Below are 14,877 nucleotides of genomic sequence, written 5' to 3'. Positions count from 1 at the left end.
TACTCAATACTCAATACTCATTACTCATTACTCATTTCTTCTCCCTTGTCTAAAAATGAAAGTTTTACAAATTGTTCCATCTATTTCTTTAGTTTATGGTGGCCCTAGTCAAATGGTATTAGGACTAGCACCGGCTTTGGCTAAAGAAGGGGTAGAAGTTACAGTATTAACTACTGATAGTAATGGTGATACTGGACAAGAACCCCTGGATGTACCTTTAAATGTACCCATCCAACAAGATGGTTATAATATTATTTATTTTCGCTGTGCGCCATTTCGGCGTTATAAATTTTCTCTAGATTTACTCAAGTGGTTAAAAATTCATGGTAGCGAGTTTGATATAGCACATATTCATGCTTTATTTTCACCTGTTAGTAGTGCGGCGGCTATGGTATGTCGTCAACAAAAACTACCTTATATTTTACGTCCTTTGGGAACACTAGACCCGGCTGATTTGCAGAAGAAAAAACAATTAAAAAAACTGTATGTAGAACTTATTGAAAGGCGGAATTTAGCTAAAGCGGCGGCGATTCATTTTACTAGTGAACAGGAAGCGAAAATCTCGGCGAGATTTGGAGTTTCTACACGGGATTTAGTAATTCCTTTGGGTGTGATTCCACCTCAATGTTTACCCCAAAATAGTAAAAATTCTGTTAGTAATAGTCTGGGAATACCAGAGGATGTTCCTTGGATATTATTTATGTCACGACTTGACCCGAAAAAAGGGTTAAATCTGTTGATTCCAGCATTAGAAAGGCTGCTAGAATCGGGTTATAAATTTCATTTTATTTTGTCTGGTGCAAGTCCTCAAGACCCTGATTATGAACAAAAAATTAAAGAACAAATAGCTAATTCATCCTTAAAATCACATACCACTATTACAGGTTTTGTCACTGGTGAATTAAAAACTAGCTTACTTCAAGCGGCTGATTTATTTGTCTTACCTTCCTACTATGAAAACTTTGGTATTGCTGTGGCTGAGGCAATGGTAGCAGGAAAACCTGTAGTAATTTCCGACCAAGTACATATTTGGGAACAGGTGCGAGATAGCGAGTCTGGTTGGGTGGGGACAACAGATGTAGAATCTTTGGTAGGCTTACTGCAAGAAGCTTTGCAAAATCCCCAAGAATGTCAGCGTCGGGGTTTAAATGCGAGAAATTATGCCTTAGAAAATTTTAGCTGGGATGCGATCGCGCGCCAAATGATTCAAGCTTATCAAGGAATTAAGGGGTGTAGGGGTGTAGGGGTGTAGGGAGTGTAGGGGAAAATACTTTTGACTACTGACTATCTTTAATTTGCTCTTTCCCAAAGACGCTGAATTTCCCTAATAGTCTGGGTGTTTGGTGGTGGTATGGTTTGGACACTCGGTTTAACTTCTGCACCAGGAATATTTTGATTCCAGGGACTATTCGGGACAGTTTTTAAATCAACTGTGTTATTCACCGGACGGAAACCATACTGAACTAAGATTTCTTGCTGTGCGGGTTGTGTCAGAAAATCTAAAAACTTCCTAGCTGCATTTGCTGTTGCGTTATCAACATCCCGGCGGACAATTGCGGCTGTAGCAATAGATTCACTTGTAGGATTTAAATAGTAGATTTGGTATGGTTGACCTTGATTTGCCGTTGACTGTTGCCAACGATATAGAGCTATACTTTCATATACTGTAGCTACATCTGCATCATTCCGACCTCGGCTAATAAACTCTTGCAGAAGAATATCTGTAGACCTGGGTGGCTGATAAACTGATTTTTTCACTAACCCAAACAACGATTGCACAGATGGGTTATTAAAACTATTTTGGTTGATATTTGCACCTAATTTTGCTTGTGTCCACAGGTTGAGGGTGACTTGACCACTATTAGAACGGGTAGGGTCGGTGGTGACAAAATCAAAACTACCCCAGTCATTAGCACCACCAATTTTTTCCCAATTACTAGCTTGCATGGCTTGTTCAATTTTTTGCCATTGGAAGCGTCCGTCTGGGAATAAAACTTTACCCCGTTGCGGCCAGGCAATCGCTACGAGTAAAGTTTTAGCGATGGGTGTGGGAGAATCATAAAATGGGTTGGTGTTATTAGTGGCTTTGAGGCGATCGCTCAATTCTGTTAAAATTTCTCCATTAGCCGGAATTAACACCACAGGTTTAAAATCATTCTTCTGGTCAACATAATTATTCACCATGTCTTGAGAACCCTGAAACTTGAGTTCTAACTTGATATTGGGGTTCTCCTGCTCAAATTTCGCTTCTAGTTTTTGCAGTGGTTCTTGTAATTCCGTCCCACTGACAATTATCACAGTTTGCTGTAACCCAGGAATTGGCGCGTAAGTTAAACCTAATGCTGCCAGAATAATAGTAATTGAACTAAAAACCTGATTTTTGCGGTTGAATTTCGACTTTTGTTTTTGCATAAAAACCAACCAAACATAGCCAATAAACTGTAATTAAAACTCTGCGCCACTCCGCGTAACTCTGCGTTTAAAAATTATTGTCTTACTACTAAATCTAAATTTTCTGCCAGACTAGTTAATTCATCAGCAATTAATTGCAAACCATTAATTTGTTCAGCATCACTTAAATCAGATGTACGTAATCTTGTTTGCAGTTTTTGTAATACGCCAGAAAAGTCTTGAATTAAAGTAGCAATATTAATGATTCTGGCGAGGCGACTATCTTCACCTTCTTGTGCTAATTGAATATTCCGTTTGAGACTGTCTGCTAATTGCTTAAGATGTCGTTGAGCCACACCAGAACTAGATGGTAATTTCTTTTTTACCTCTGTAAGTTGCTGTTGTAAAGCCTCAATCGAAAGTAAAGAATTAGTATGATGCAGTTTAGATACTAACGTATCAATTTTACCTGGAAGTTCGGCGGCGCGATCGCAACTCATTAAAACCGTTGTCAAAAGTTCCACCTGAAAAGTATCAGTCAATAATTTCTCCACCTCCAACCGCATAGCCTGAGCTTGATTTGCTAAAGCCAAAGCCGAAGATTTCACCGCTAATATTTCCCGTTCCAAAGCTCGATTATCTAACTCTAATACCTCACCTTCACGAGACTTTAAAAAACTAGCACCAGCCACCGCCACACCACTCGCCACAGGTATCATCACCAAACTAGACAAATTCCCCAACCGCACCCCAACAAACAGAGTCAAACCCCCAACCAAAACAGCCACCGGATAATACAACGGATTACCTAACTTCATCATAAAAAACTCCGCGCCCCTTTGCGCTTCCCTCAGCGTACCTCTGCGTTTAAAACTCCACCTGCAAATCAGACATTAACCGTGCAATTGTTTCTGGATTACCTTTAGAATAATACCCCCCATTCAACTCAGCAATTTTCTTCAAAGCATCAGAATTAAACTCACCTTCTTCACCATACCCAACCGTAAAAAAGCCAATTCTCTGGTCAGTAGAAAACCCACTTTTTTGCAATTCACTTGATAGCTGATCTAAAGAAACCTGCGAACCAGAATCTTCACCATCCGTTAAAATTAAAACCGCATTAATCGCATCTTTACGCCGATTTTGTTGTAACCAATTCCGGGCAGAAATTGCCGCATCATATAATTTTGTCCCTCCATCCGCTTTCAGCCCATTAATAAATTGCAAACCGCGATCGCGCCCTTCGGGTGTACCATCTACTAACACTGGGGGACGAATCTCCGAATCAAAGTCTATAAGGGCAATTTGCTCCTTAACGCCTAAATTCTTAATATAATTTAATAAAGTATTCTGTACGGCGGGTAATTTATTCCCCTCCATTGAACCTGAAGAATCGACCACTACCACCACTAACGATGGTTTCTTAGACGCTTCCTGCCAAGATTTCAACATCGCATCCACCACCTCTGGTTTAGGTGGTCTCAGAGAATCATACTTAGCTTGAGATTCCACACCAAAATCTGGGGAAAACTTTGCACCTAAAGCTACACCCGGAGTTCCCGGCCTTAAACCTAAGTCAGTAGCAATTTTTTGAGTTTCAGGCGATCGCCAATAAGTGATAAACTTCTCGGCAGCTGCTTTTTCATCAGCACTTACCCAAGGCGCGTTCGGTATAATTGCCCGCATATTAGATGTAAACGTAGCTTTCGGATACACGGCTGTATAACGCTGCTGTCCTGGTTGCAAGGTAGAATTAGCCGTAATCACACTAGACTCGTACACAGACCCCACGGAAGCCCAAAACGTACCATTTTTCACCATCGCTTGGGCGAGAGAATTAGTAGACACCCCATAACGGGTAATTTTGCTTTGAATTTGCTGAATTTGCGGCTGAAACTTCTGTACATCAGCAATAGTCAAATCTTCAGGACGCTTGCTCGACACACTAGTATATTGAGCTACCAGTGTTTGTAACCCAGAATTAGAACGAGTCGGCGCAGTGTGGACATAGTTGACTGTTAACGCTGGTGCTGCGGGATCAATATCTTTGTAAGTTTTTGCTGTCACCAAAGCTTGATAAGGATCAGCAACTTTTCTCAAACCTTCAGCCACATCTGACTGCGCCATAAACACCATTGGCGTGTTCGCTATTAGCTGTGCGTCAGTAATTTCAGGAATATAATTTTGCCCTGGAAACAGTTGATTAATGCGGTAAACTAACTGATTGTGATATATATCTCCATCCAGAGAAATAACTGTGGGTAATTCTGGCGCATTTGCTTGCAAAGTCCCATTTTTCAACTGAGTCGCGGAATTAACTACCTGGGTGACAACATCACCGCTACCCTGCGCCTCACAACTTACCTGAAAAGCTTTCCCGTTATCTAACTTTGGCTGAGTCGCATTAAAATTCTTTGCCGCTTGGGTGCAAAAATCTCCCAAAGCACTACCCACCAAAAGCTTAACTTTCAAACCCGTAAAATTATCATCAGAGTTGGCATTACCATTACAAGCTGTTAGTAACAGTACACCAAAGGCTGCCGTCCAACGTGTAATTGACCAAGACCCTTTGAAAATCATGTATTTATTGGGGAATGGGGAATGGGGAATGGGGAATGGGGAAGAAACTGCTTAGATTTTCACTCAGTTTTTTGACACTCTCCGCCCTATAAGGGCGAAGATTCTTTATTCATAGACCCAACTTGCTCATACAAGATTTCTCCAGCATGAGTAGAGGTCGAATCTCCTAAAGCGTTCGGGTCTATGACCCAAGTTCCGGTATGCCCTACCGTACTCAAGGCTAATTTCAGAATATTAATAGCAGCATTCCAATCTCTATCCAGCACAAATCCACATTCACAAACATGAGTTCTTGTGGATAGAGATTTTTTGACTACTGCTCCACAGTTAGAGCATTCTTGGGATGTATAGGCAGGATTGACTGCTACAGTTATCCTGCTAAACTTCACCCCGAAATACTCTAACCATTTTCTGAATTGATACCAACCAGCATCATTAATAGATTTGGCGAGACAGTGATTTTTCACTAAATTCTTAATCCTCAAGTCTTCATAGGCTACCAAATCGTGAGATTGGATTACGCAACGCGCTATTCTCTTAGCGTGTTCTTCACGTTGCCTACTTATTTTGAGGTGTACTCGCCCTAATTTATTAATGGCTTTCTTGCGGTTGATAGAGCCTTTCTTTTTGCTTTGAACACGTCTTTGTCGAAACTTGAGACGTTTTTCTCCTGTGCGATAAAATCTTGGGTTAGGTTCACTGTGTCCATTACTGTCTGTGTAAAACTCTTTTAAGCCAACATCTAAGCCAATGGTTTTACCCGTTGGTTGTGTTTCTACTTTATTGTCTACACTGACTAAAAACTGAACATAGTAACCATCAGCACGACGTACCAATCTCACCCGTTTTATCTGTTCTAATGGGTAGAAGTTTAAATCCCACGTTCCTTTGAGATTGAGTTTGCCAATTCCCTTTTTATCGGTGAAGGTTATCTGTTTTCTCGTTTGCGATAGTTTCCACCCAGAGGTTTTATATTCCACCGAACGGTTATTTTTCTTAAACTTGGGATATCCTTTTTGACCAGGGATTTGTTCTCTTACAAAGTTTGGATCGGAGGAAACCACATCTCCCCCTTTGCGCTTCTTACAATTGTCGTAGAACCTAGCTATAGAGCTATATGCTCTTTCTACTGCTACCTGAGTTGCATGAGAGTTTAAGTCTTTTACAAAGGAGTATTCAGCCCTTAATGCAGTGTTGTAGCGATATAGCTCTTTTTGCCCTACACCTCGGTTATCCATCCAAAAACGGATACACTTGTTGCGGACAAATTGAGCGGTCTTTATTGCTTCATTTATAGCTGCATATTGAGTTGTTTTCCCTTTTGCCTTAAACTCTAAAACTATCATTTGACGTGGAAAACTTCTACGGCATTTAGTCTAACACAAACAAAGCCGTCCTAGAAGGACGGGGCTTGTATCCCATTAATTTCGGTCAAAAGTCAAATATAAATCTTCTATATCTGATTCCAGATGACCAAGCACCTCTACAAACCACAAATGCTGGTTAGGCTATTCCCGAAAATGTATCAAATTATTTCAATCTTAAGAAAAAACAAATACATTGTATTTGTGCAATAATCAGAATCCGTGAGTTATTCTTCCCCATCTCAAATCAGCTTTTAGACTCTAAAAATTTAAAATTTTGTTACAAAGCACTAAAAGCCGATGGGGAAACCGATGTTGTGTAATGACAACACGGTAAAATACATAAGCCTTATTTAACTACAGGGAATCTTATATGGCTCTCCGTCTTGGTGATACAGTACCCAACTTTACACAAGCGTCTACACATGGCGACATAGATTTTTACACATGGGCTGGTGATAGCTGGGTAGTGCTGTTTTCTCACCCTGCTGACTATACACCAGTTTGTACAACTGAATTAGGTACAGTTGCGAAACTCAAACCAGAATTTGACAAGCGTAACGTGAAAGCGATCGCTCTCAGTGTTGATGATGTAGAATCTCACAATGGCTGGGTAGGCGACATCGAAGAAACACAAAGCACTACTCTCAACTACCCCATTTTGGCAGACGCAGATCGTAAAGTTTCCGACCTTTACGACATGATTCACCCCAACGCTAACGCAGCTGTAACAGTGCGTTCCGTATTTGTAATTGATCCCAACAAAAAACTGCGTCTTTCCTTCACCTACCCCCCCAGCACCGGACGCAACTTTGATGAATTGTTGCGGGTAATTGATTCACTGCAACTCACCGATAACTACAGCGTAGCCACCCCTGCTGACTGGAAAGATGGCGAAGATTGCGTAATTGTACCTTCCCTCAAAGATCCAGAAGTATTGAAAGAAAAATTCCCCAAAGGCTACAAAGAAATTAAACCCTACTTGCGGATGACTCCTCAGCCTAATAAGTAATGAGTGCTGAGTTTTGAGTGCTGAGTAAGACACATTACTCAGCATTAACTAGATTAATTTTTAATTCAGTTTGTGTACAAGACGCAAAGAATGGTTTATCTTTGCGTTTTTTTGTATTTACGTAAAAATGGAAAATAAAGTCAGATGTTGAACTATGATGCTGCCATCACCTTTAATTCTACAAATTCCGCTATCAATGCAAATGACAGACGAACAATTCTTTGATTTCTGTCAAGTAAATTCTCATTTACGCGTTGAGAAAGATAGATTTGGACACCTATCAATTATGTCGGCGATTGATGAGAAGATGGCGAATCTTAGTAGAAGTATATTTGATCAACTGCGTGTTTGGTCGCAACAAAATAATGCAGGTGTAATTTTCGATGCAAATACAAGATTTAAGTTATCAACAGGTGCAAATAGATTACCTTATGCTGCTTGGATGAAATTAGAACGGTGGAATACACTTTCGTCAGCGCAAAAAGAATGTTTTATTCCTATTTGTCCTGATTTTGTAGTTGAAATTAGATTTCTCAACCAGAACCTGCAATTAATCCAAGAAAAAATGGCAGAATATATGCAGGAAGCAAAGATAAAATTAGGTTGGTTAATCGACCTTCAGCATCGTCAAGTATATATTTATCATCCTGACAAACCAGAAGAATGTTTAGAAAAGCCTGAGACAGTTAGCGCAGAGCCAGTTTTACCAGGATTTTCCTTAAATATGTCTAAAATTTGGTAGTTATAAGTAGAAAGACCCGAAAAAAACAAACTATGTTAAGTTCGTAGTAAGGACTTTAGTCCTTATTTGAGAACTAAAGTTCTCAGTACAAACCTTTAATGATCTACCCCGTTCTACTTATTATCCTAATCGTTGAATAATTGTTGTGATATTGCAAGCAATATAACCAATTGCTAAAGGAGATTTATTATTTAAAAGTAATAGAATTTCATCAAGAATTTGCCCAAGATTTGCGCCATAAATTCGCCAGAGTTTTTCTTGTAGTTGTTGCAAAATGCGATCGCCTACAATATCATCACTACCCGGACGTAATAACCAATGGGTTCGCAAAATTTTAAAATCAGCGATATCTTGACTCTGCATCACCTTAATTATCTCTTGAGTACCACGTTCTATTAATTCATCAGTGACAATTTTCATTACCAGTGGTTGTAAGGTAAAAGCTGGTGCATCACTACAAATCCATTTTTCTACAAGCGATCGCCTTTCTAAAGTGACAATTGCAGCTAAAATTGTGGCAGGATCAAGAGAAATCAGTAAATGAGTTTGTAATCGGCTAAAAGAGATTGGTTGTTGCCAGATTGCTAACCAATAGAGGATTTCTTGTTCTAAATCGCTCAGTTGCTCAAACTGTTGCTTGAGGATAGCACACAAGCGATCGCCAATTACTATAGTATTTTGACTAAGAAAAGCCGCAATATTCCCACCAAACACAGACTGAATCAATGGGGTAACAAGTTTCAGTGCTAAAGGATTACCGCGATAAAGTTGAATCAAAGCTGATATTCCAATTTCTTTACCTGTAAATCCTCTGGCTTGCAATAGTTCCACAGCAGCAGCTTTTGGTAATCCTTTTAACGTGAGACTTTGAACCGTTTTTGTATTCGATTCAATGAGATTTGGTTGCTGACGACTGGTGAGGATAATGCAACTTTGATGATGAGCGCGGCTTAATTGCTGGATAAATTGATGATAGTGTTTCTCGGACTCATCCCCACCATCCAGAATCAACAAACATCGACGCTGTTGCAGGTGGTGGATAAGTTTGGCTGTGTCTTGGGGAATGTCATCAACAGGAGTTTGCTTAAAGGTGTTGAGTAGTCCATCTAGCAGGGAATTTAGGGATAGCGCAGAATGAAGCGTTTTCCAGATTAAGCCATCAAATTGTAACTGAAGACGGTCAGCTAAAGCCAGAGCCAGAGCCGTTTTCCCAATACCACCAATCCCTGTAATGATGATTAGTTTACAGCGATGTGTGAGAATTGATTCTTCTAACTGAGTTAATTCCTGATTACGTCCATAAAAACTTTCAACATCAGGTGCTTGATTCCAGTCAAGGTATTGTGTAGAGAGTTCCTCGGAGTCTGCATCGGGGATTTCTGCAATACTTTGCCAATCGTTGATTCCCACAGCCTGACAGATAGCGATGAAAATTTCTTGCTGAATGCGATCGCCTTGCCAAAATCGCCGTAATGTAGCTCTAGAAGTGTGAGCATCTTGCCACCAACGCGCCGTGCTGGTTTTCGTCCAGCCAAGACGTTTACGTGCCTTGTCTACAATTACCAATCCAGTTGTTGATGCTTTGAGCGAGTTTGACATATACAGCAGATTTCAGGTAAATATAACGTCAGTTCGATGACCTCTCCCCATTTAAATTTTGAATTTTGTAGCTTGCTACTATTCCCTAGGGAAACTCCGCGAAAGAGTTATCCAAAGGGTATTTTGAATTGATTAACGTAGGGTGTGTGACGCTGCAAAAGTATTTGAACCTAGTAATTAAATTTATAGCGTCACGCACCAACCATCAATTGTGACACTTCCTTGAATAATTTATGGTAAGCCGAAGAATTTAGTAATCAACGGCAACAATTTAGCACAGGCTTCAACTAAATTGGCAGTTGCAGGTAAGTCAGCGATTGTACCTTTCAAAAATTTCAAAGATGTTTTTGCTGCTTTTTGCATTGCTCCATCTTCTGGCTTTTGTCCTGCTTCTGCAATTGCTTTCACTTGTTCTAACGCTTCTGCTTTGTCTTCATCGCCTAGGTTATTATCAGCCTCAATAGCGGTTTTTAGTTCAGTCAGTAGTTCTTTAATTCCTGGTTTATCTGGTTCAGAAGATGCAGGTAACTCATTAATAGTATTGGTAACACTGCCACTAATTGCACCAATAGCAACACCTGTCATTGCCGAGTTTTCACCCACGGCAGAAATCCCACTAATATTACCTTGAGAACCACTGATATTGACATTTCCTTTACTTTGTGACATGAAAATTTCTCCTTGATTTTGATATGTTTCTACATAAAACTTCGGCTGATGTATGGCATTTTCTAGCAGTTTTTCTAAACTTTGAATCCGTTCTTCTTTTTCTTTAATCCCTAAAAGTAAAGCTTGTAAATCACTATAGGGTAAAGACTGAATTTCAGTATATTTTTGAAAATATTCTTGATAAAGTTCTGAACGATTGGCATCATTAGCAACTAGAGCTTGCAGGCGAATTTTATCTTTTCCCCTGCCTTCTAGAGCCACAATTTCTAATCCGGCTTCTGGGTGATTTTCTGCTAATTGAGTAACAGCGATCGCCGCAGCAGTGGGATCAATACCTTCATAGTGAAATAAGTCTAGAGTTTTGAATTTATTAGCTACTTGTCGCGGATCAATATTTTGCGTTTGGTAGAGGTTGAGTGTTTTAATAATTGGGGCGATAAATTCTGCAAAGTCTCCTGGTTGAAAAATTTCCCGTCGATTATCGGGTTTGCGACAAGGATCGGGATCATCCTTGGTTGGTAGCTGCATATATATGTAATCACATTTGATTTCTTCGAGTTTAGTATCAGTGGAAATCCCCCAATTTTGAATATATGCACCTGTTAAACAAGCTTGATGTAAAATAGTTTGATATAGCTGTGATTGAGCTAGTTTTGCACCTGCTAAATTAGCATTTCGTAAGTTAGCTTCACTCAAATCTGTACCGATAAAACTAGCATCTTGTAAATTAGCATTCTCTAGATTTAATTCTCTGAGATTTAAGCGATCAAAATTTTGTTCTCTCCCTTCTTTGGTAACAACTAATTGCCGTAATTTGGGGTTTTCTAAATATGTACCTTCTAGACGAGCTTGAGCCAGATTTTTGGCTTGCAACCAGCAGGTGCGGGTGAGGGTAGCTTGGCGGAAGTCTACACTTTTGAGGTTAGCTTGGGTAAAGTTCGCATCCGTTAAATTTGCACACTGAAAGCTAGTTCCACCTTGGGACACAATACTAATAGCTAAGGAGCGAATGAGCAAGTATTTCTGATTTCCGGTTATAGCTTCCCTACCTACATAAATACCGATAGCGATCGCTACTAACCCAACTAACCCAGCCATGAGGTATGCTGAGACTTGCGATCGCACTCCCAATAATCCACCCAGCACAGCACCAACTAAAGCCATTAATCCCGTTAAATGCACAATTACCGGTAAAATCATAGCTCTAGCTACACCTACAGCTAAAGCCATATTCATCACACCAACAATTGAGCCAGCTATAGCCAGTATTACTAATATTGCCCCGACTGCCGAAGAAGTTCCTATTTCATTTTCAGGAAACAATGCTAATGAAATAATCGCGCAAGCAGCTACTACTTCCGCTAATGTTGCTAGTATTAACCCTAAACCTTGCCAGAGAATAATAATTAAAAAAATCGCTAAAGTAAATATTGCTATTACTCCAAAAGCAGGGTATATGTTAGCATTACCACTTAATAAATCCCCGATAATTGCACCACCATAAGCAGCAATTAATCCCGCAAATAATGATACAGTTAGTGATAATAAAACAGCAATAATTACCTGAATAATTGGCAATCCAGCATTAGCAGAGGTAAAATTTGCACAAACGAGAATAGCATTACTAAAATTTGCGCCACGGATATCAGCATGACTAAAATCGACTCCCGTGAGGTTTTTACCCCGAAAGTCTTTACCCCTTAAATTAGCATTGGTAAATTCATTTGCCATTACTATTCAACCGTACTACTGAGGGACATTTCCATCTCAGTACAGACCTGATTACTGGAATTTTACACATAATCGGTGGGTTGTTGCTGACATGAGTTAGTGTTGTGTTCTTTAAAGTAGGTGTATTTATACGAGAAAGATCAATTACTATCCGTTCCAAAATATTGGCACGGCTAGTATTGTGTATCTTTTGTAATGATTGGGCTGCATTAGCACTGACTTGAGGATCTGGATCTTTAGCCGCATTCCTCAGAAATGGGATAGCATCTTTGGCTTCTACACTTAGTTTTCCTAAATTGTCAGCAGCTTTCTGGCGTATTTGAGGATCTGGATTTTGGAGAGCCAGAATTAGAGCAGGAACGGGATCTTTACCCATTTTCTTGAGGGTATTGGCAGCCATTACCCTCACTCCTTGGCTTTGATCGGTTAATAGATCATTAAACTTTAACAAAAGTACAGCATTTGATGAACCTTGCAAAGCAATTTCACCAAGTGCAGCAGTGATCATGATGCGGAAATCTTCATTTTTGCTAACAAGGGAGTTGATGAGAGAGGGAACGGCTCTAGACTCACAAGCTACCAGTGCATCATAACCGCCAATTTCACCTCGATTTAATCGCTGGATATGCTTTTGGATTTCTACCTCAGTGCATGAAGACTGAGTTGATGAAGTTTGAGCGATCGCTTGAGTATTTGTACTAATTACAGTTCCAATGAAAGCTAGAGTCGTCAAGATAGCAGTGGGATATTTTCTGGCATTTTTCAGCATAATCAACTCCCGACAGTCAACCGTCAACCATCAACATTGTTGTTTACGTTGCACGTTGCTCAAATATGCTACTTAACGCTTCTAAACCATTCAGTTATTCCATCTGCTAAAGTTTTGGCTAACTTTTTCTGCTCTTGGGGATTTGTCACCCACTCAAATTCATTGGGATTGCTCATAAAACCTAACTCTAATAATACTGACGGTGCTGCGGCTGGGCGTGTTAATGCTAAGTTATTCCAAAATACACCGTAGGAAGGCCTGCCGAGTTTCTCTACTAGATAATTGTGCATAAACACAGCTAAACTATGGGCTTGGGGATGATACCAAAACATACCTACACCCTTGGTATTTTCCGCATCGCCAGCATCGGGTAAGGCATTGTAATGAATCGAAAGTGCGATCGCAGGCTCTTCTCGATTGATAATTGCTTGACGCTCTGCTAAAGAAACTTCCTCATCAGTTTCCCTTGTCATCACCACCGTTGCACCCCGCTTGATTAATTCCTCCCGCAACAGCTTAGATACAGCCAAATTCACATCTTTTTCCAAATATCCAGTCGGGCCAGCCGCACCAGATTCTTTACCACCATGACCTGGATCTAGTAGAATCTTGATACCAGATAAGGGCTTTTGCCTATTTTGCTTGATAACAGGCGCATGGCGTAAAGTTAAAACCAGGGTTGTATTGTCGTATCTCAGCTTATATCCCCACTGTTGACTTTTTTTGAGGTTAAAGGTGTATTGTACCTGTCCTGGGGCTACTTGCTGCCAATCCAGGCGAGAAATTAAGGGGTCATCATCCAGGCGAATAATATCAGTTTGGGCAGTGGTATTGTAGAGTGTCAAAGTGAAAGAGTTATTGCCTTGCTGTACACTCACAGGCACAGGAGTTTGGAGAGGGAAAACCATCTCTGTTTTACCGGGAAGTCTCCGATATCCAACACTGCGAATGATTGAGCGTGGGGGAATAGCTCCAGGTAAAATACGGGTTTCCTTGCTATTAATCCAGCCACCGTAGTCTAAACGCAACCATTCACCCTCTATTCCTGTAACAGTTCCCCTTGTTCCCTGGGGTAATGGAGTCAGCCGAGAAAAATCTGTACTCGGGCCAGTCCGAGCCACCCCAGCCTCTACTGTGACTTCTGCAACTGCTAACTTCCCTGGTGCGAGAATGGTAATTTTGCCAGTTCCTGGTTGAGTTATCGTCTTACCATTCAAGGTGAGTTGAAATTCCGGTTTACCCAGATCAATATTTTGCCGTGAGTCTGGGACAACAGCACCAGAGATGATGTTATTACCATTAATTTGAGTGAAAGCATCACCATCAGGTACTGAAAGGGTAGTACAACCCTCATACTTACCGGAGTTAGACTCTTTAGTGGGCTGATTGCGTCCCGTCAAAGCTGCCAAATTACTTGGTAGTTGTGCTTGTTGTGGTTGAGGTGAAAGTACTACATTCTGGTTTGCCAACTTCACAGAGACACTGGCGTTAGGAGGTGCAACTGCGCTAAAACAAATTAGTTCTCCCGGTAGTCTGGCAATGTCAGCAGATGGAGTCAGAGAACCTTGAGCAAAAGTTAACCCCTGTGGAACTTCTGGCTGAGTGCTGATCCTGTTCACCTGAATCTGAAGTGTTTGATTTTGGTGAGTGATGGTAAATATATTCTCCCCTAACTTTAAGGGAAAACTCGGTGCAAAATGGCCTGATCGACTGCGGTTTATTGGCGTACCATTAATGAGAACTTGTCCATTGGGTGGTGCTGTACCAATAAAAAAAATTTTATCCGCGCTTGTCTGGTGATTTGTCGGAGGATAAACAACTTTGAGAGTAGGTGTAGATTGAGCCAATGCAACAGAGGAGGTGATAAAGCAGCTGACTATTAGTGAGATCAGGAATTTTTTCACAGCAGGATCATTGAAAATTTGATGATTTGACACCAATTCAAGAAAATTCTGCCACAAAATTCAAAGTTACTCGTAAATGCCAGATTTATTAATTTTGAATTTTGTAGGCTTGCCTT

General features: G+C 40.4%; 11 protein-coding genes. 3 read left to right on the top strand and 8 right to left on the bottom strand.

Going from position 1 to position 14,877, the window contains the following annotated elements:
- Positions 1-55 precede the first annotated feature (55 nt).
- Entirely contained in the window at positions 56-1,252 is a 1,197-nt protein-coding gene (hpsP, locus tag ACPZ3T_RS16040) for a hormogonium polysaccharide biosynthesis glycosyltransferase HpsP (RefSeq protein ID WP_490270476.1), read from the top strand.
- 38 nt (positions 1,253-1,290) lie between these two features.
- Here hpsP and ACPZ3T_RS16035 read toward each other — a convergent pair whose 3' ends face one another.
- The 4 genes from ACPZ3T_RS16035 to ACPZ3T_RS16020 all read right to left on the bottom strand — a co-directional run bounded on the left by ACPZ3T_RS16035 (position 1,291) and on the right by ACPZ3T_RS16020 (position 6,317).
- The gene (locus tag ACPZ3T_RS16035) at positions 1,291-2,412 is read right to left on the bottom strand and encodes a substrate-binding domain-containing protein (RefSeq protein WP_490270475.1); all 1,122 of its coding nucleotides are present in this window, start codon (positions 2,410-2,412) and stop codon (positions 1,291-1,293) included.
- 74 nt (positions 2,413-2,486) lie between these two features.
- A complete protein-coding gene (locus tag ACPZ3T_RS16030; protein WP_490270474.1) occupies positions 2,487-3,212 on the bottom strand; it encodes a hypothetical protein in 726 nt (241 codons plus the stop codon).
- Between the two features lie 46 nt (positions 3,213-3,258).
- Positions 3,259-4,971 carry an extracellular solute-binding protein gene (locus ACPZ3T_RS16025; protein ID WP_490270473.1) on the bottom strand — a complete coding sequence of 571 codons (1,713 nt, stop codon included), beginning with the start codon at positions 4,969-4,971 and terminating at the stop codon, positions 3,259-3,261.
- Positions 4,972-5,057: 86 nt separating this feature from the next.
- Positions 5,058-6,317 (bottom strand): RNA-guided endonuclease InsQ/TnpB family protein, encoded by a 1,260-nt coding sequence (locus ACPZ3T_RS16020; RefSeq protein WP_490270472.1) that lies wholly within the window; start codon positions 6,315-6,317, stop codon positions 5,058-5,060.
- Between the two features lie 391 nt (positions 6,318-6,708).
- On the opposite strand from ACPZ3T_RS16020, the gene ACPZ3T_RS16015 reads away from it, so the two are divergent.
- Positions 6,709-7,347, top strand: coding sequence for a peroxiredoxin (locus ACPZ3T_RS16015; protein WP_015136421.1), 639 nt, complete (start codon positions 6,709-6,711; stop codon positions 7,345-7,347).
- A 157-nt stretch (positions 7,348-7,504) separates the two neighbouring features.
- Positions 7,505-8,089 carry a Uma2 family endonuclease gene (locus ACPZ3T_RS16010; protein ID WP_490277241.1) on the top strand — a complete coding sequence of 195 codons (585 nt, stop codon included), beginning with the start codon at positions 7,505-7,507 and terminating at the stop codon, positions 8,087-8,089.
- Positions 8,090-8,209: 120 nt separating this feature from the next.
- Here the strand turns inward: ACPZ3T_RS16010 and ACPZ3T_RS16005 are convergent, their stop codons facing one another.
- From ACPZ3T_RS16005 to ACPZ3T_RS15990, 4 genes are all read right to left on the bottom strand, one after another.
- The gene (locus ACPZ3T_RS16005) at positions 8,210-9,688 is read right to left on the bottom strand and encodes an NB-ARC domain-containing protein (protein ID WP_490270471.1); all 1,479 of its coding nucleotides are present in this window, start codon (positions 9,686-9,688) and stop codon (positions 8,210-8,212) included.
- Between the two features lie 231 nt (positions 9,689-9,919).
- A complete protein-coding gene (locus ACPZ3T_RS16000; protein WP_490270470.1) occupies positions 9,920-12,088 on the bottom strand; it encodes a pentapeptide repeat-containing protein in 2,169 nt (722 codons plus the stop codon).
- Positions 12,078-12,857, bottom strand: coding sequence for a HEAT repeat domain-containing protein (locus tag ACPZ3T_RS15995; RefSeq protein ID WP_490270469.1), 780 nt, complete (start codon positions 12,855-12,857; stop codon positions 12,078-12,080). The genes ACPZ3T_RS16000 and ACPZ3T_RS15995 overlap by 11 nt, the downstream gene beginning before the upstream one ends.
- A gap of 68 nt (positions 12,858-12,925) precedes the next feature.
- On the bottom strand, positions 12,926-14,761 hold the full coding sequence (locus ACPZ3T_RS15990) for an N-acetylmuramoyl-L-alanine amidase (protein WP_490277240.1): 1,836 nt from the start codon (positions 14,759-14,761) through the stop codon (positions 12,926-12,928).
- Positions 14,762-14,877: the final 116 nt, after the last annotated feature.

It is taken from the genome of Aliinostoc maniaoense (assembly GCF_058172895.1).
Note: the sequence above shows the minus strand (reverse complement) of the source record. Positions and strands in the feature narration are given on the sequence as shown.